Here is a 17,521-nt window from a genome sequence, read left to right as displayed (position 1 = left end):
ACCCCCAACACCGGCAGCACCCCGCCCCACCACGCGTGGCGCATCCGCACGCCGGGCCGGGCCAGCCGCTGCACCGTCACGAAGGCCGCCGCCGCGATGCACAGCGGAAACAGCACCTTGACCCAGAACATCGGCCAGAACATCGCCTGCACCAGGTCGGGCCGCAGCCCGTACTCGCCGAACAGGATCACGAACGACAGTGGCAGCGCGGCCAGCACCGCCAGCCCGATGCGCCCGCTGGCGCTGCGCCGCGGCACCGCCACCTCGCCGGCGGCCAGCAGATTGACGAGGTCGTCGGTCTTCATGGCGCGGCGCCTCCCCCGAACTTCGCGGCCAGGGCCTTGAGACCCCGGTGGATGCCGACCTTCACCGCCGACTCCGACATGCCCGTGAGGCTGGCCGTCTCGGCCACCGAGAGGCCTTCGATCTTCACGTGCACGATGGGCAGGCGCTGGCGTTCGGGCAGGGTCTGCAGCAGCCCGCCGAGGTCGCGCTTCGCATCGCTGGCCTCAGTGGCCGACGCGGCGAACACGGCCAGGTCGTCGTCCAGCGGGTCATGCAGGTCCTCGCGGACCGACTTGGCGCGCAGCAAGTCGATCATCTTGTAGCGCGCAATGGCATGCACCCAGGCCGTCAGCGGCTGGTCGCTCTGGTAGGTGTGGCGCTGGTTGTGCATGGCGAGCAGGCATTCCTGGACGAGGTCTTCCACTTCATCGGGCCAGCCGAACAGGCGCTTGCCCAGAAAAGCACGCAGGTGCGCGCTCAGTTTCTGCAGGAACTCGCGGTACGCGCCGGCGTCGCCATCGAGGCCGCGAAGGAACAGGCGGCGCAAGGCCGCTTCCGCGTCGCTCGGTGTCGTCCTGCTGTCTACGGTGTTTCGTGCCATCGGGCCGGCCGGTTACAGCCTGGTGAAAAAAGATTGCAAGGGATTGTGCCGCGCCCCCGGGGCGAGGCTTGCGCTAAGCTGCCCCGATGCTGGCCGGACTCGTCTCGCACCCCTGGGCCTACCCGGCGCTGGAGGCGGCGCACATCGTGGGCATCGCGCTGCTGTTCGGCGGCCTGCTGGTGTTCGAGCTGCGCGCCCTCGGCCTGGCCCGCGAGCTGCCGGCGCCGCTGCTGGCGCGCCTCACGCTGCGCCCCGCCCTGCTGGGCTTCGGCCTGTGCGCACTGACCGGCCTGACCATGTTCGCGAGCCAGCCGGGCGAGTTGCTGAACAACACGGCCTTTCGCGTCAAGCTGCTGCTGATCCTGCTGGCCGGTCTCAACGCCGCCTGGTTCCACCTGCGCGGCGACCTCGGCGGGCAGAGCGGATTCGCCAGGTTTCAATGCCTCCTGTCTTTGGGGTTTTGGCTCGCTGTCATCATCTGCGGGCGCTGGATTGCCTATGTCTGACCAAGGAGAACGCGATGCTGCATCGACGCATGTTCGTGACCGGTTCGATCGCACTGGCCCTGCCCGCCTGGGCCCACCACGGCTGGAGCAGTTTTGACCAGGAGCGCCCGCTCTATCTGGAAGGCCGCGCCACCAAGGTGAGCTGGCGCAATCCGCACGGCGAGCTGGAGATCGAGCTGCCCGAGAACCTCGCGCTGCCGCCCGACCTGAAGCAGCGGCCCGTGCCGAAGCAAAGCGCAACGGTCGACGGCGCGGCGCTGCTGGCCAAGGCGCAGCTGCCGACGCGACGCGACCGCAAGTGGCAGGTCGAGCTGGCCCCGCTCACGCGGCTGCAGGCCTGGGGCGTCGAGGAGATCAAGCCCGGCACGCCGGTGGCCGTGCTGGGCTTCACCTTCACCGGTGAGAAAGGCGACGCGGTGCTGCGCGCCGAGTACCTGTTCGTGCACGGCAAGACCTACGGCCTGCGCTCCTCGCCTGCCTGAACTCCCGCGCTGCAACAGCGCGGCGGGAGCGCACGGGCCCTCGCTTGCCAGCCGCACAAGTGCTCGGTACATTGCATTTTTTGAGGGCCTCAAATGTCCGCAGACAGTACCGCGCTCCCTTCCGCCTTGCCGACAGCGACTGGCGCGAGCCCGACGCAGAACCCTCCGCTCCACCCCTCGTCCTCGACCGGCCACATCCGCCTGACCTCGCATGCCGGCGGCTTCGGCGCGCTGCCGATCCACTGGGGCGCGGCCACCGCCACCGAGCGTGGCCCCGTGGTCGGCACCACCACCAAGCGCGCGCACCGCAACGTCATCGGCACGCACAGCGGCTCGTACAGCGTGTACCGCGCGCTGGCCGTGGCGGCCGGCGCCCTGAAGCGCGAACACAAGGCCGACCTCACCAACACCGCGCCCACCGACGTCATCGGCCCGTATCCGCAGTGGAGCGAGCCCGGGCGCATCGTCTCGCTCGACCCCTGGGGTGCGCTGGTGGCCGACGTGTTCTCCACCGAACTCGCGGCCGGCTACGACATCCGCCCGACCATCGCGATCACCAAGGCCCACGTGATCCTGCCCGAGGTGATCGAGGCGCTGCAAAGCGGGCGCCTCAAGGCCGACGGCCATTTCCTCACCACGGGCGGCGCCGCGATGGTCACCAAGGCGGCCATCGAACCCGTGTGGTACCTGCCCGAGGTGGCGCGCCGCTTCGGCTGCTCCGAAACCGACCTGCGCCGCACGCTCTTCGAGGAGACCGGCGGCATGTACCCCGAGCTCGTCACGCGCTCCGACCTCGAGGTGTTCCTGCCGCCCATCGGCGGGCAGACGCTCTACATCTTCGGCAACCCGCGCGACCTGGCCAACCCCGACGTGGAACTCACCGCCCGCATTCATGACGAGTGCAACGGCTCCGACGTGTTCGGCTCCGACATCTGCACCTGCCGCCCCTACCTCACGCACGCCATCGAAGAGTGCATCCAGGGCGCGCAGCGCGGCGGCGTGGGGCTCATCGCCTACTCGCGCAAGGAAGGCCGCGCGCTCGGCGAAGTGACCAAGTTCCTGGTCTACAACGCCCGCAAGCGCCAGGTCGGCGGCGACACGGCCGACCAGTATTTCGCGCGCACCGAGTGCGTTGCCGGCGTGCAGGACATGCGCTTCCAGGAGCTGATGCCCGACGTCTTCCACTGGCTGGGCATCAAGAAGATCCACCGCCTCGTGTCGATGAGCAACATGAAGTTCGACGCCATCACCGGCTCGGGCATCGAGATCGGCGAGCGCGTGAACATTCCCGACGAACTGATCCCGGCCGACGCCCGTGTCGAGATGGACGCCAAGATGGCGGCCGGCTACTTCACCCCCGGCCCGGTGCCGGACGCAGAGGAACTGAAAAAGGCCAAGGGCCGGGGATTGAGCGAATGAGCCGAAGCACCGACATCGACCTGCCCGCCGACGGTTCCGGCAGCCTGCGCCCCGGCGGCGCGGGCAATGTCGACCCGTCGATCGAATTCACTCCCGACACCGGCCACCCGGCCGGCGCCGCCAGCCTGCTGCGCACCACCACCGCCATCCGCCAGCGCGCGGGCGCCCTGCTGGCACGCGCGCGCCGCGGCGAGTCGCAGTGGTTCCGCATCGGCAGCGACGACGCGCTCGAAGACGCGGCGCGCACCGTGGCCGAGGTCACGCGCGAGCGCTACCCCTGGGACACCATCCCGTACCACAGCCGCTGGCGCCACTTCGAGGCCGGCGGCGTCGACCGCCGCCTGCAGCTCGACGCGCTGCTCGGCAAGGGCCTCGACGCCCGCCAGCGCGCCCGCGCCCACATCGACCTCACGCTGGTGAGCGTGCTGCTCGACGCCGGCGCCGGCCCGACCTGGCACTACACCGAACCGGCCACCGGCCTGCGCTTCACGCGCTCCGAAGGGCTGGGCGTGGCGTGCTTCCATGCGTTCACCAGCGGGCTCTTCTCGTCCGACCCGAACCACCCGCTGCAGGCCGACGCGGCCGGCCTGCGCGGCCTCGTGACCGAGCGCCTGGGCGACGCCTTCCAGGTGAGCGAGGTCAATCCGCTCGTCGGCCTGGCCGGGCGCGCCGTGCTGCTGCGCCGCCTGGGCGAGGCCATGAGCGAGCAGCCCGAGACCTTCGGCGACGATGGCCGGCCCGCCGGTCTTTTTGACGCACTCGTGGCCCCGCTGGGCGCGGCCTCGCCGCCCACGGCCGAGATCACGGCGCACCAGATTTTGTCGCTGCTGCTCGACACGCTGTCGCACATCTGGCCCTCGGCCAACGCCATCGACAGCCTGGCGGCCGACGGCAGCGACAACGCGGGCGGCATCGGCTCGGGCGACCCGGCCTTCGCGCTGGGCGACTGCTGGCGCCACAGCGCCGTCGCCGGCCCCGGGCTCACCAACGGCTGGATGCCGTTCCACAAGCTGTCGCAGTGGCTCACGTACTCGCTGCTCGAGCCCTTCGAATGGGCCGGCGTGAAGGTGCGCCACCTCGACGCGCTCACCGCCCTGCCCGAATACCGCAACGGCGGCCTGCTGATCGACAGCGGCGTGATCGTGCCGCGCGAGCCGGCCTTTCTCACCCGCCGCTGGAAGGCCGGCGACGAGTTCATCGTCGAATGGCGCGCCCTCACCGTGGCGCTGCTCGACGAAATCGCCCCGCGCGTGCGCAAGGTGCTCGACCGCACCGAGGAAGAGCTGCCCCTGGCCTGCGTGCTCGAAGGCGGCACCTGGGCCGCGGGCCGGGTGCTGGCACAGCGCTTGCGAAACGGTGCGCCACCGCTGCAGATCGAGAGCGACGGCACCGTCTTCTAGTCTTTTAGACTCTCCTGTTTTCCGCAACGGCACACCAAAAGAAGACTCCAATGAGCAACGTCCACCTCGTCGACCACCCTCTCGTCCAGCACAAGCTCACGCTGATGCGCCGCAAGGACGCCTCCACCAACAGCTTTCGCCGGCTCTTGAATGAAATCAGCATGCTGATGGCCTACGAGGTCACGCGCGACATGCCGATGCAGGACATCGAGGTCGAGACCCCGCTGGAGACCATGCAGGCCAAGGTCATCGACGGCAAGAAGGTGGTGCTGGTGTCGATCCTGCGGGCCGGCACGGGCATCCTGGACGGCATGCTCACGGTGGTGCCGGGCGCGCGCGTCGGCCACATCGGCCTGTACCGCGACCCCAAGACGCTCACGGCCGTCGAGTACTACTTCAAGATGCCCGGCGAGATGGAAAACCGCGACGTGATCGTGGTCGACCCCATGCTGGCCACCGGCAACTCGGCCGTGGCCGCGGTCGAGCGGTTGAAGGAACTCAACCCCAAGTCGATCAAGTTCGTCTGCCTGCTGACCTGCCCCGAAGGCGTGAAGACGATGCAGACCGCGCACCCCGACGTGCCGATCTACACCGCCGCCATCGACCGCGAGCTGGACAGCCACGGCTACATCCTGCCGGGCCTGGGCGACGCCGGCGACCGCATCTTCGGCACTAAATAGGCTCGCCCCCAGGCTTCGCGCACTTCGTGTCGCTTCGCCAACCCCCTACCGGGGGCAACACCTGAGGCCCGGCGGAGCCGGTTCCTCGGTGTTTGCTGGAAGGGAGCCCGCCGCGAGGGCGGGCTCTGTTGGTGGGCATGGGGATTGCAGGGTGGTTCTTTTATTTCAATCGAGGAGAAGACCGTGACAGCACGCCGTCAATTGATCGTTCGTTCCATCGCCGTCGCCGCAGCGCTTGCCGCGGGCGCCCCGGGCCTTGCGCTCGCGCAGGCCAAGCTCAAGGTGGCTGCCGTGTACACGGTGCCGTTCGAGCAGCAATGGGTGGGCCGCATCCACAAGGCGCTGAAGGCGGCCGAGGCGCGGGGGGAGATCGAGTACAAGGCCACCGAAAACGTGAGCAATGCCGACTACGAGCGCGTGATGCGCGAGTACGCCACGGGCGGCAACCAGCTGATCCTGGGCGAGGTGTTCGGGGTGGAAGCGGCGGCGCGCAAGGTCGCGAAGGACTTCCCCAAGGTGGCGTTCCTCATGGGCTCGTCGCTGAAGCCGCAGGCGCCGAACTTCTCGGTGTTCGACAACTACATCCAGGAGCCGGCCTACCTCAGCGGCATGGTCGCGGGCGGCATGACCAAGAGCAACCGCATCGGCATGGTCGGCGGCTTCCCGATTCCCGAGGTGAACCGGCTCATGAACGCGTTCATGGCGGGCGCGAAGGAAACGAACCCGAAGGTGGAGTTCAGCGTGAGCTTCATCAACAGCTGGTTCGACCCCCCGAAGGCCAAGGAAGCGGCCTTCGCGATGATCGACAAGGGCGCCGACATCATGTACGCCGAGCGCTTCGGCGTGTCGGACGCGGCCAAGGAAAAAGGCAAGCTCGCCATCGGCAACGTGATCGACACGCAGGCCCAGTACCCCGACACGGTGGTGGCCTCGGCGCTGTGGAACTTCGAGCCCTCGGCCGACCGCGCGATCAAGCTGGTGAAGGAAGGCAAGTTCGCCGCCGAAGACTACGGTGTGTACTCGCACATGAAGCACAAGGGCTCCGAGCTCGCGCCGCTGGGCACCTTCGAGAAGAAGGTGCCGGCCGACGTCGTGGCCAAGGTGAAGGCGAAGCAGGCCGACATCCTGGCCGGCAAGTTCACCGTGAAGGTGGACGACGCCCAGCCGAAGTCCACCGCCAAGTAACAAGCAGACAGACAAGCGAGCAGACCCGAACCCATGAAGCGTGCGCGATGGCAGACCGCAATCCATGGCGTGGCCATCGCGGCGTTGGCCGCCGGGCTCGCCGCCTGTCAACCTGAGCCGACGGCCCCGGCCACCGCCCCGGCGGCCGAGGCGCCCGCATCGGCCGCCTCGGCACCCGCTGCCGTTGCGCCGCCTGTGGTCGCGGCGCCGGTCGGCATTCCGGCCGCGCTGCAGGCACGCGCCGACGCCCTGCTCGCCGCGCACCGCCAGATGATCGTGCTGATGACCGGCGAGCGTGCGCTCGACGCGGCCGAGAAGCGCGCCGTCAGCGCCGTCGGGCAGCAGCTGTTCCACGAGATGCAGGAGCGCCAGCAGGCGCTGATCGCCCAGGCCGCGGACATGACAGACCCTGCCGCCGTGGCGGGCCTGAACGCGCTGCTCGACCGCATCGAAAGCGAGCCTAGCTGGTTCGATGCCGACCGGCTGGCGTTCAAGGAGTTTCTTTCGGAGCTGAGCACGCGCTACAGCCAGGCGCAGTCGCTGTCCGGGCTCAAGCTCGGCCGCCGCGCCAGCGAAGACCTGGCCGTGCTCGCCGAGATCGAGCAGGCCTATGACCGCGAGCTGAAAGACGTGTTCGGCCGCTTCGCGCAGCGCGGCATCGAGCCCAAGCGCGAGAAGTGGGCCGACTACGTGGCCAAGTTGCAGGGCCTGTACTCGCGCGAGCAGATCCTGAAAGACTTCGGCGCCATCGTTCCCTACACGCAGCCCCCAGGCGGCGCCAAGGAAAAGGACCGCGCGGACGCACGCGAGATCTTCGGCACCTCGCTGCCCGCCAAGACCGTCGTGCTGACCTTCGACGACGGCCCGCACGCCAAACACACCGACGAGATCCTCGAAATCCTGAAGCGCTACGACGCGCCCGCCATCTTCTTCCAGCTCGGGCGCAACCTGGGCAAGCTCGACGCGCAGGGCAAGGCCCAGCTCAGCGCCACCGGCGCGGCGGCCAAGCGCGTGCTGGCCGCCGGCCACGTGCTCGCCAACCACAGCTTCAGCCACGGCATGATGGCCAAGATGACGGACGACGCGGTGCGCGTCGAAGCCAGCGAGACCGAAACGCTGCTCGATGCCACCGGCCGGCCGCAGTCCACCCTCTTTCGCTTTCCGTACGGCGCGCGCAACGAGGCCAAGCTGAGCACGGTCGAGGCGCTCAAGCTGCGCTCCATGATGTGGACTGTCGACTCCATGGACTGGGCCGACCCGGTGCCCAAGTCGATCGCCGACCGCGTGCTGGCCGAGGTCGACAAGGCCAAGCGCGGCGTCATCCTGTTCCACGACATCCAGGGCCGCACCGTGCAGGCCCTGCCCACGGTGCTCGACCAGCTGGTGGCCGACGGCTACCGCTTCGCCACCTGGCGCGACGGCAAGTTCGTCGTCAGCGCATCGAAAAAGACCGCGCCCGACGACGGCGTGGCCGCCACCTCGGGCGACACGCTCTACCGCGAAAGCCACGCGCTGGTGATCGGCATCGACAAGTACGCCAAGTGGCCCGGCCTGCACCACGCGGTGCCCGACGCCAAGGCGATGGAGCAGCTGCTCGTGACGCGCTTCGGCTTCAAGCCCGAGAACATCACGGCGCTGTACGACGACCAGGCCACGCGCGCCAACATCCTGCGCGCGCTGAACGAAAAGCTGACCGACGGCAAGCGCGTGAAGCGCGACGACCGCGTGCTGGTGTTCTTTGCCGGCCACGGCAGCACCCGCAAGCTCGCGAGCGGGCGCGACGTCGGCTACATCGTGCCGGTCGACGCCACGCTGGACAACCTGCCGTCCGACGCCATCTCGATGCCGCAGCTGCAGGAGGTGGCCGAGGCGCTGTCGGCCAAGCACGTGCTGTTCCTCGTGGACGCCTGCTACTCGGGCCTGGGCCTCACGCGCGGCGGCGCGGCGCAGGGCAACAGGAATTTCCTGACCGACAACGCGCGCCGCATCGGCCGCCAGATGCTCACCGCCGGCGGCGCCGACCAGCAGGTGGCCGACGACGGCCCCGGCGGCCACTCGGTCTTCACCTGGACGATGCTGCAGGCGCTGTCGGGCAAGGCCGACATGAACGGCGACAACGTCATCACCGGCACCGAGCTCGCGGCCTACGTGGCGCCGGCGGTCTCGGCCATCGCGCGGCAGACGCCGGCCTTCGGCAGCCTGCCGGGCTCGGAGGGCGGCGAGTTCGTGTTCGCGCTGCCCGTCGAGCGCGAAGGCCTCAGTGGCGACAGCCTGCAGCTCGACGCCGCCGCCAGCCAGGTCAACAAGCGCATCGACCAGGCCAACGAGCAGGCCGTGCATGCGGCCGCAACACCCAAGGCGGCCAAGGCCGGCCCGGCCGCCGTCGAAGTGGTGGTGAAGAACCTCGAAGGCGCCGACACCAAGCTGACCATGCCGGCCGCCGCGCCGCTCACGCCGCGCGTGGCCGCCCAGCGCGCCAACGACCGCGGCCTGCAGCTGTACCGCGAGCGCCGCTACGACGAGGCAGAAGCCGCCTTCACCGAGGCGCTGAAGCTGCAGCCGCGTTTTGCACTCGCGGCCAACAACCTGGGCTTCGTGTACTTCAAGCGCGGCAAGCCGGTCGAGGCCGCGCGCTGGTTCGAGCAGGCCATCGACATGGACGGCAGCCGCGCCCTCGCCTACCTGAACCTGGGCGACGCCTACCTGCAGGCCGGCAACGACGCCAAGGCGCTCGCCGCCTACACCACCTTCGTCGGCCTGGCACCGAAGCACGCGCGCGTCGCCGCGCTGCAAGCCTGGATCGCCACGCCCGACGCCGCACACCGCCCCTCACTCCCGCCCACCAACTCCTGATGACCATGACGAACACTTCCTCGCTTCTCCAGCGCCTGCGCGGCCCGGTCCTGGCCGCCGCGCTCGGCCTCGTGCTGACGGGCTGCGTCGGCGTCTACAAGTCGGACGTCGTGAGCATCAACAGCAGCACGCGGCTGGACGACACGCCGCGCCTGGCCGTGATCTCGGCCTTCGAGCCCGAGCTCAAGCTGCTGCTCACGCGCCTGCAAGGCCCCCGCAAACACAGCGTGAACGGCGTCGAATTCACCACCGGCACGCTCGAAGGCAAGCCCGTGGTGCTGTTCCTCTCGGGCATCAGCATGACGAACGCGACCATGAACACGCAGCTCGTGCTCAACCGCTTTCGCATCAGCGGCATCGTGTTCAGCGGCATCGCGGGCGGCGTGAACCCGTCGCTGCACGTGGGCGATGTGACCGTGCCGGCCCAGTGGGGCCAGTACCTCGAGGTGCTCATGGCGCGCGAAACCGCGCCCGGCAAGTACAGCGCGCCGCCCTTCATCACCGACGCCACGCTGCCCAACTTCGGCATGAACTTCCCGCGCCCGGTCGAGGTGCGCTCGGCCGCCAGGCCGGGCATTGAGCGCAAGTTCTGGTTCGCGGCCGATCCGAAGATGCTCGAGGTGGCACGCAGCATCCGCAACGTCGAGCTGGCGAACTGCGGCGCCGGCAAGTGCCTGCCGCGCAAGCCGCAGCTGGTGGTGGGCGGCAACGGCGTGTCGGGCCAGGCCTTCATGGACAACAAGGCCTACCGCGAATACACCTACAAGACCTTCCAGGCCAACGTGCTCGACATGGAAACCGCGGCCGTGGGCATGGTCGCCTACAGCAACGGCGTGCCCTACATCGCCTTCCGCTCGCTCAGCGACCTCGCGGGCGGCGGCGACGGCGAGAACGAGATGGGCACCTTCATGAGCATCGCGGCCGACAACTCGGCCAAGGTCATGCTGGCCTTCCTGGCCGCGTGGAAGTGACGGTGGCGCCCGGGCGCCTGCCTCGTCTTGTCTTGCTGCCGGGCATGGACGGCACCGGCGATCTCTTCGCGCCGCTGGCGCAGGCCCTGGGGCCGCAGGCCGCCATCGACGTCGTGCGCTACCCGGGCCGCGAGGTGCTGGGCTACGACGAACTCGAGCCGCTGGTGCGCGCGCAACTGCCCACTAAGCAGCCCTTCGTGCTGCTCGGCGAATCGTTTTCCGGGCCGCTGGCCATCTCCCTCGCGGCCTCGCGCCCGCCGGGGTTGCGCGGCCTCATCCTGTGCTGCAGCTTCGCGCGCCGGCCCGCGCCCGGCCTGGCGCTGATGCGCGCGGGCCTGCTCGACCTGTCGATGCGCCTGCTGCATTCGAAGCTCATGCGCGCGCCGATGCGGCACCTGCTGCTGGGCGGCTCGGCGTCGCCGCACCTGTCGGACATGCTCCAGGCCTCGCTGAAGCAGGTGTCGGTCGCGGTCATGACCCACCGCATGAAGGAAGTGCAGCGCGTCGACGTGCGCGACAAGCTGCCGTTGGTGCGTGTGCCGGCGATGTACCTGCAGGCGCTGCAGGACCGCGTGGTGCCGCGCCGCGCGGTGGCCGCCATTCAGCGCGGGCTGTCGGCGTTGCACCTGGTGCAGCTCGACGGCCCCCACGGCCTGCTGCAAGCCTCGCCCGTCGCCTCCGCCCGGGCCATCGAGAATTTCTGCCGCGACCTGCCGTCGCCACCTGTCTGCCCATGAACCCCACCGTGCTCCGCCTCCAGGGCATCACCAAGCGCTTCGGCCCGCTCGTGGCCAACGACGCCATCTCCCTCGACCTGCAGGCCGGCGAAGTGCTCGCGCTGCTGGGCGAGAACGGTGCCGGCAAGTCGACGCTGATGTCGATCCTGTTCGGCCACTACGTCGCCGACGAAGGCCGCATCGAGGTCTTCGGCTCGCCCCTGCCGCCCGGCAACCCCAAGGCCGCGCTGGCCGCCGGCGTGGGCATGGTGCACCAGCACTTCACGCTGGCCGACAACCTCAGCGTGCTCGACAACGTGACGATGGGCACCGAGCCGCTGTGGCGCCCGGTCTCGCGCCGTGCGGCGGCCCGTGCGCGGTTGCTCGAGGTGGCGCAGCGCTTCGGCCTGCCGGTGCAACCCGACGCGACCATCGGCAGCCTCTCGGTCGGCGAGCGCCAGCGCGTGGAAATCCTCAAGGCGCTGTACCGCGGCGCGCGCATCCTGATCCTCGACGAGCCGACCGCCGTGCTCACGCCGCAGGAGAGCGAGGCGCTGTTCGCCACGCTCGCGCAGATGGTGGCGCAGGGCCTGTCGGTGATCTTCATCAGCCACAAGCTCGGCGAGGTGCTGCGCGTGTCGCACCGCATCGCGGTGCTGCGCGGCGGCAAGCTGGTCGCCGAGGCGCGCACGGCCGACACCACGCAGGCGCAGCTCGCGCTGTGGATGGTCGGCCACGCGGTCGAGGCACCGCAGCGCCGGCCCGCCAAGTCGGTGGGCGACGCGGTCTGCGTGCTCGATCACGTGAGCACTGCGTCAGCGAAAGACGGCGGACAGGATCGCCTGCGCGAGGTGTCGCTCACGCTGCGCGCGGGCGAAATCACCGCCATCGCGGGCGTCTCCGGCAACGGCCAGGTCGCGCTCGCCGAGCTGCTGAGCGGCACGCGACGCGCCGTCTCCGGCACCGCGCAATTCATGGGCCGTGCGCTGCCGCCCTCGCCCGCCCGGCTGGTGCAGCGCGGCGTGGCACGCATCCCTGAAGACCGCCACGCGGTCGGCGTGGTCGGCGATTTGCCGGTGTGGGAGAACGCCGTGTCCGAGCGGCTGCGCAGCCCGGTGTTCTCGCGCTGGTCGTTCATCGTCCGGCGCGCCGCCGCGCGGCTGCACGCCCGGCGCATCGAGAAAGCCTTCGACGTGCGCGGCGCCGGCCTGATGTCGCCGGCCCGTTCGCTCTCGGGCGGCAACATGCAGAAACTGATCCTGGGGCGGGCGCTGCTGGCGCCCGAGCAAGTGGAACAAGACACCGACAACAAGAAGTACCCGAACCGCGCTCCGCGCCTCATCGTGGCGCACCAGCCGACCTGGGGCCTGGACATCGGCGCCGTCGCCTACGTGCAGCAGCAGCTCATTGCCGCGCGCGATGCCGGCGCAGCGGTGCTCGTCATTTCCGATGACCTCGACGAAGTGCTCGCGCTCGGCGACCGCGTGGCCGTGATGCACGGCGGCCACCTCGGCGAAGCGCGCCCGGCCGCGGCCTGGACGCGCGAGGCCATCGGCCTGGCGATGGCCGGCGCCACGGCGCCGCAACGCCCGGGAGCCGCCGCATGATGCGCCTCGAACGACGCCACGAAAGCTCGCGCGCCGCGCTGGTGCTGGCCCCCATCGGCGCGGTCGTGTTCACGCTGCTGGTGAGCGCGCTGCTCGTGCGCTGGGCCGGCGCGCCGGTCGGGCGCACCTACGCGCTGCTGCTGCAAGGCGGCTTCGGCTCGGTGTTCGCATGGAGCGAGACGCTGACGCGGGCCATTCCGCTGATCCTCACCGGACTGGCCGCGACGGTCGCGTTCAAGGCGCGGCTCTTCAACATCGGCGCCGAGGGGCAGCTGTTCGCGGGCGCGCTCGCCGCCGTGGCCGTGGGCGGCATGCACGGCGGCACCGGCTTCGAGTTGTCGCCGTGGGTGCTGTTCCCATTGATGATGCTGGCCGCTGCGGTGGCCGGCGCGCTGATGCTGCTGGGCCCGGCGCTCATGAAGAACAAGCTCGGCGTCGACGAGGTCGTGACCACGCTGCTCATCAACTTCATCGTGTTGCTTGGCGTGTCGGCGCTGCTCGACGGGCCGATGAAAGACCCGACGGCGATGGGCTGGCCGCAGAGCGTGTCGCTGCAGTCCGACCTGGAGCTGGGCAAGCTCATCGCGCAGACGCGCGTGCACACCGGGCTGCTGTGGGCGGTGTCGCTCGCGGTGATCGTGTGGGCGATCTTCAAGTACACGGTGCTGGGTTTCGACATCCGCGCGGTCGGTGCGAATGCGCGCGCCGCCGCCTTCGCCGGCGTGCCGGTGACGCGCACCGTGGTGATGGTGGCGCTGCTCTCGGGCGCGCTGGCCGGGCTGGCCGGCGCCATCGAGGTGGCGGGCCGCACGAGCTACGTCACGCTCGACATGTCGCCGGGCTACGGCTACACGGGCATCGTGATCGCGATGCTCGCCGGGCTGCACCCGCTGGGCGTGATCGCCGCCGGCGTGTTCGTGGCCGGCGTGCTGGTCGGTGCCGACACCATGAGCCGCGCCGTGGGCGTGCCGACCTACATCGCCGACGTGATCGTCGCGGCCTCGCTGATCGCGGTGCTGGTGGCCACGCTGCTCACGCAGTACCGCGTGCGGGTGACGAAATGACCGACCTGCTCGACATTCTTTCCAACCCCGCCTTCTGGGTCGCGGTGCTGCGCATCGCCACGCCGCTCATCCTGGGCACGCTGGGCGTGCTGCTGTGCGAGCGCGCGGGCGTGCTCAACCTGGGCATCGAGGGGATCATGGTCGCGGGCGCCTTCACCGGCTGGCTCGCGGTGTACGCCGGCGCGCCGCTGTGGGCCGGCGTCGGCGTGGCCGCGCTCACGGGCATGGTGTTCGGATTGCTGCACGCCTTTTTGACCGTCGGGCTCGCGCTGTCGCAGCACGTCTCGGGGCTGGGCATCACGCTCTTGGCCACGGCGCTGAGCTACTTCGGCTACCGCGTGAGCTTTCCGAAGGTGAACACGCCGCCGACCATCACGCCCTTCGCGCCGATGGACTGGCTGCCCGTGCCCATCCTTGGCGCGCAGACCGCGCTCACGCTGTTCGCGCTGCTGCTGGTGCCGGCGGTGGCCTGGGTGCTGTACCGCACGCCGCTGGGCCTGGCGCTGCGCATGGTAGGCGAGAACCCGCAGGCGGCCGAGAGCCAGGGCGTGTCGGTCGCGGCCACGCGCACCGGCGCCATCGTGGCGGGCTCGGCGCTGATGGGCGTGGCCGGCGCGTTCCTCACGCTGTCGGCCTTCAACGCCTTCTTCTTCAACATGGTGAATGGCCGCGGCTGGATCTGCGTGGCGCTGGTGGTGTTCGCGTCGTGGCGACCCGGCAAGGCCCTGCTCGGCGCGCTGCTGTTCGCCTTCTTCGACGCGCTGCAGCTGCGGCTGCAACAATCGGGCGATGCCGTGCTGCCTTACCAGCTGTACCTGATGCTGCCCTACCTGCTGTCGATCCTGGCGCTGGTGCTGGTCGCGCGCAAGGCCAGCTACCCGCAGGCACTGATGAAACCCTATCGCAAGGGAGAACGCTGACATGCCGATGACGCAGCCCCGCCTCCGTCGCCTGCTGGCCACCGCGCTGCTCGCCCTGGCCGGCAACGGCGCTCATGCATTGGGTGCCGACTACGGCCCCGAGCGCTTCGCCACCCACGACGCCGTCACCTGGGTGCAGACCTGCGGCACCTGGGGCTCCGACCACCACGGCACCTACCGCGTGATCCACGCCGAAGCCTTCGCCCAGTCGTTCCTCTACGTGCAGTGGATGGCGCGCGGCGAGGCCGACCGCAGCTACAGCCTGTACGCCGTGCACACGACCGCCATCGCCGAGCTCGACAACGACCACGCGGAAATCTCCCTGAGCGAACTCACCTGCCGCGCCACGCCGCGCGGCATCGTGGTGACGGCCAAGGCCGACTCGGGCCACGACGACAAGCTGCGCCGCGTGACCATCGAGGTCGGGCCGGCCGCAGGGCAATACCGCTTCCGCGCGCAGCGCACGCGCTGAGCGCATGGACACCACACTCAGCCTGGACGCCACGAACGGTTGCATCGCGGCCTTCGGAATTGCCATCAGCGCAGGACTGGCCGCAAGCGCCCTTCCCACCGTTTTCACACAAGCGCGTGCCGCCATGCCCATCGACGGCAACCTCATCGATTGCACCCTCGCCCACGCGACCGGCTTTGTCGGCAACGTAGAGCTGGAACTCAACCTGCGTTTCGAAGAAGAAGCACTGGTCAGTGCAAGCCTCACGCTGACGCCCCACCGATTTCGCCAGCTCGATGACGAAGCCTTCTACAACAGCGTCGATGACCGGTATCGCTATCACCAACGCTGGTTGAGATCACAGGGCATTCCGGACATCTCACAGGTCTTTCCCTGGGGTATCGCGGGTGTCGCCAGGGACAAGAGCGAGAACGTCCATCTCTATGTTCTCTATCGCAAGGTCCCACCGCCGCATCGAGACGCAAAATAACGCGCTACAGACTGAAGACACCCCACCGATGCTCGACCTCCTCATCACCAACGCCACCCTCCCCGACGGCCGCACCGGCATGTCGGTCGCCGTGCAGGACGGCCGCATCGCCGAGGTCACTCCCGGCCTGGCCGCGCCCGCGCATGAAACGCTCGACGCCCAGGGCCTGCTGCTCGCGCCGCATTTCGTCGACCCGCATTTCCACATGGACGCCACGCTGAGCTACGGCCAGCCGCGCGTCAACCAGAGCGGCACGCTGCTCGAAGGCATTGCGCTGTGGGGCGAGCTCAAGCCGCTGCTCACGGCCGACGCGCTCATCGAACGTGCGCTCGCGTACTGCGACTGGGCCGTGGCCAAGGGCCTGCTGGCGATCCGCTCGCACGTGGACACCAGCGACCCCAGCCTGCTCGCGGTCGATGCGCTGCTCGACGTGAAGCGCCAGGTGGCGCCCTACATCGACCTGCAGCTGGTGGCCTTTCCACAAGACGGCGTGCTGCGCTCGCCGGGCGGCGTCGACAACCTCACGCGCGCGCTCGACAAGGGCGTGGACGTGGTCGGCGGCATTCCGCATTTCGAGCGCACCATGGCCGACGGCGCGGCCAGCGTGAAGCTGCTGTGCGAGCTGGCCGCCGAGCGCAGCAAGCTGGTCGACATGCACTGCGACGAGTCGGACGACCCGCTCTCGCGCCACATCGAGACGCTGGCCGCCGAGACGCTGCGCCTGGGCCTGCAGGGCCGCGTGACGGGCTCGCACTGCACGTCGATGCACTCGATGGACAACTACTACGTGAGCAAGCTGCTGCCGCTCATCGCCGAGAGCGGCGTGAGCGTGGTGTCGAACCCGCTCATCAACATCACGCTGCAGGGCCGCCACGACAGCTACCCCAAGCGCCGCGGCATGACGCGCGTGCCCGAGCTGCTGGCCGCCGGCGTGAACGTCGCCTTCGGCCACGACTGCGTGATGGACCCGTGGTACGGCATGGGCTCGGGCGACATGCTCGAGGTGGCCCACATGGGCCTGCACGTGGCGCAGATGACCGGCCAGGCCGGCATCCACCAGTGCTTCGAGGCCGTGACCACGCGCGCGGCGCGCGTGATGCACCTGGACGGCTACGGCCTGGAAGCCGGCTGCGACGCCAGCTTCGTGCTGCTGCAGGCACGCGACCCGGTCGAGGCCATCCGCCTGCGCGCGACGCGGCTCAAGGTGTTCCGCAAGGGCCGGCTGCTGGCCGAGACGCCCGCGGCCACGGCCGCGCTGCACCTGCCGGGGCGCGGCGACCGCACGCGCTGGATGCTCGGCGAGCGCTGATCCGGCGGCGGCTGGACAGGCGCCGCGCCTGCCGCGAACATCCGGGTTCCCCGATGACAAGGACACCCGACATGAGCGCCCCACCCCTGCTGCGCACGCTGTTCCAGTACCACGCGTGGGCCAACGACGAGCTGCTGGACCGTATGGCCAGCCTCGACCCCGTGCAGCACGCCGACGCCCGGCATGCCGCGATCCGCGTGGTCAACCATGCGCATGTGGTGAACCGGATCTTCGCGGGCCACCTCACGGGCACGCCGCACGGCTTCACCGACGACAACACGCCCGAAACGCCCACGCTGGCCGACCTGCGCGCGGCCGTGGCCGAGTCCGACCGCTGGTACCTCGCCTACCTGGACACGCTCACGCCTGCGCTGCTGGCCGAGCCGCTGCCCTTCGTGTTCACCGACGGCGACAAGGGCCGCATGACGCGCGAAGAAATGCTGGCCCATGTCGTGACGCACAACGGCTACCACCGGGGCGAAGCCGGCCGGCTGCTGGCGCAATGCGCGGTGCGCCCGCCGCGCGACACGCTGGCGGTGCACCTGCACCGCAGCGAACCCGCGCGCCGCGAACGCTCCTAGG

The 17,521-nt window shown here is 69.7% G+C and carries 18 protein-coding genes; 16 read left to right on the top strand and 2 right to left on the bottom strand.

Going from position 1 to position 17,521, the window contains the following annotated elements; translation table 11 throughout:
- Together AC07XP_RS25930 and AC07XP_RS25925 are read right to left on the bottom strand one after the other, a co-directional pair.
- Positions 1-305, bottom strand: a 305-nt coding sequence (locus AC07XP_RS25930; protein ID WP_495266294.1) for an NrsF family protein, incomplete at its 3' end; no start/stop codon positions are given.
- Positions 302-886, bottom strand: a complete 585-nt coding sequence (locus AC07XP_RS25925; RefSeq protein WP_095948594.1) for a sigma-70 family RNA polymerase sigma factor — start codon at positions 884-886, stop codon at positions 302-304. The genes AC07XP_RS25930 and AC07XP_RS25925, both read right to left, overlap by 4 nt.
- A gap of 86 nt (positions 887-972) precedes the next feature.
- On the opposite strand from AC07XP_RS25925, the gene AC07XP_RS25920 reads away from it, so the two are divergent.
- The 16 genes from AC07XP_RS25920 to AC07XP_RS25845 all read left to right on the top strand — a co-directional run bounded on the left by AC07XP_RS25920 (position 973) and on the right by AC07XP_RS25845 (position 17,520).
- Positions 973-1,392 carry a hypothetical protein gene (locus tag AC07XP_RS25920; RefSeq protein ID WP_070060743.1) on the top strand — a complete coding sequence of 140 codons (420 nt, stop codon included), beginning with the start codon at positions 973-975 and terminating at the stop codon, positions 1,390-1,392.
- 14 nt (positions 1,393-1,406) lie between these two features.
- Positions 1,407-1,874 carry a DUF6152 family protein gene (locus tag AC07XP_RS25915; RefSeq protein WP_495266293.1) on the top strand — a complete coding sequence of 156 codons (468 nt, stop codon included), beginning with the start codon at positions 1,407-1,409 and terminating at the stop codon, positions 1,872-1,874.
- A gap of 93 nt (positions 1,875-1,967) precedes the next feature.
- Positions 1,968-3,293, top strand: a complete 1,326-nt coding sequence (locus tag AC07XP_RS25910; protein ID WP_495266292.1) for a GTP cyclohydrolase II — start codon at positions 1,968-1,970, stop codon at positions 3,291-3,293.
- On the top strand, positions 3,290-4,693 hold the full coding sequence (locus AC07XP_RS25905; protein WP_070060745.1) for a URC4/urg3 family protein: 1,404 nt from the start codon (positions 3,290-3,292) through the stop codon (positions 4,691-4,693). The genes AC07XP_RS25910 and AC07XP_RS25905 overlap by 4 nt, the downstream gene beginning before the upstream one ends.
- A 50-nt stretch (positions 4,694-4,743) precedes the next feature.
- Entirely contained in the window at positions 4,744-5,373 is a 630-nt protein-coding gene (gene upp, locus AC07XP_RS25900; RefSeq protein ID WP_062477764.1) for a uracil phosphoribosyltransferase, read from the top strand.
- Positions 5,374-5,556: 183 nt separating this feature from the next.
- Entirely contained in the window at positions 5,557-6,558 is a 1,002-nt protein-coding gene (locus AC07XP_RS25895) for a BMP family protein (protein WP_056582550.1), read from the top strand.
- Between the two features lie 33 nt (positions 6,559-6,591).
- On the top strand, positions 6,592-9,411 hold the full coding sequence (locus AC07XP_RS25890; protein ID WP_495266291.1) for a polysaccharide deacetylase family protein: 2,820 nt from the start codon (positions 6,592-6,594) through the stop codon (positions 9,409-9,411).
- Positions 9,411-10,382 carry a 5'-methylthioadenosine/S-adenosylhomocysteine nucleosidase gene (locus AC07XP_RS25885; RefSeq protein ID WP_495266290.1) on the top strand — a complete coding sequence of 324 codons (972 nt, stop codon included), beginning with the start codon at positions 9,411-9,413 and terminating at the stop codon, positions 10,380-10,382. The genes AC07XP_RS25890 and AC07XP_RS25885 overlap by 1 nt, the downstream gene beginning before the upstream one ends.
- Positions 10,373-11,119, top strand: coding sequence for an alpha/beta fold hydrolase (locus AC07XP_RS25880; protein WP_495266289.1), 747 nt, complete (start codon positions 10,373-10,375; stop codon positions 11,117-11,119). Before AC07XP_RS25885 ends, AC07XP_RS25880 begins: the two co-directional genes overlap by 10 nt.
- On the top strand, positions 11,116-12,705 hold the full coding sequence (locus AC07XP_RS25875; protein ID WP_495266288.1) for an ABC transporter ATP-binding protein: 1,590 nt from the start codon (positions 11,116-11,118) through the stop codon (positions 12,703-12,705). The genes AC07XP_RS25880 and AC07XP_RS25875 overlap by 4 nt, the downstream gene beginning before the upstream one ends.
- Positions 12,705-13,769: an ABC transporter permease gene (locus tag AC07XP_RS25870; protein ID WP_390349899.1), complete on the top strand. Its 1,065-nt coding sequence runs from the start codon at positions 12,705-12,707 to the stop codon at positions 13,767-13,769. The genes AC07XP_RS25875 and AC07XP_RS25870 overlap by 1 nt, the downstream gene beginning before the upstream one ends.
- Positions 13,766-14,689 carry an ABC transporter permease gene (locus AC07XP_RS25865; protein ID WP_062477785.1) on the top strand — a complete coding sequence of 308 codons (924 nt, stop codon included), beginning with the start codon at positions 13,766-13,768 and terminating at the stop codon, positions 14,687-14,689. Before AC07XP_RS25870 ends, AC07XP_RS25865 begins: the two co-directional genes overlap by 4 nt.
- Before the next feature lie 7 nt (positions 14,690-14,696).
- Positions 14,697-15,161 (top strand): hypothetical protein, encoded by a 465-nt coding sequence (locus AC07XP_RS25860; RefSeq protein ID WP_495266287.1) that lies wholly within the window; start codon positions 14,697-14,699, stop codon positions 15,159-15,161.
- 4 nt (positions 15,162-15,165) lie between these two features.
- The gene (locus AC07XP_RS25855) at positions 15,166-15,630 is read left to right on the top strand and encodes a hypothetical protein (RefSeq protein WP_495266286.1); all 465 of its coding nucleotides are present in this window, start codon (positions 15,166-15,168) and stop codon (positions 15,628-15,630) included.
- Between the two features lie 28 nt (positions 15,631-15,658).
- A complete protein-coding gene (locus AC07XP_RS25850) occupies positions 15,659-16,939 on the top strand; it encodes an amidohydrolase family protein (protein ID WP_495266285.1) in 1,281 nt (426 codons plus the stop codon).
- A 71-nt stretch (positions 16,940-17,010) separates the two neighbouring features.
- Complete coding sequence (locus tag AC07XP_RS25845) at positions 17,011-17,520, top strand: DinB family protein (RefSeq protein WP_062477792.1); 510 nt, start codon at positions 17,011-17,013, stop codon at positions 17,518-17,520.
- Position 17,521: the final 1 nt, after the last annotated feature.

It is taken from the genome of Variovorax sp. GW531-E2 (genome assembly GCF_059423125.1).
This window is presented reverse-complemented; position numbering and strand designations above follow the sequence as displayed.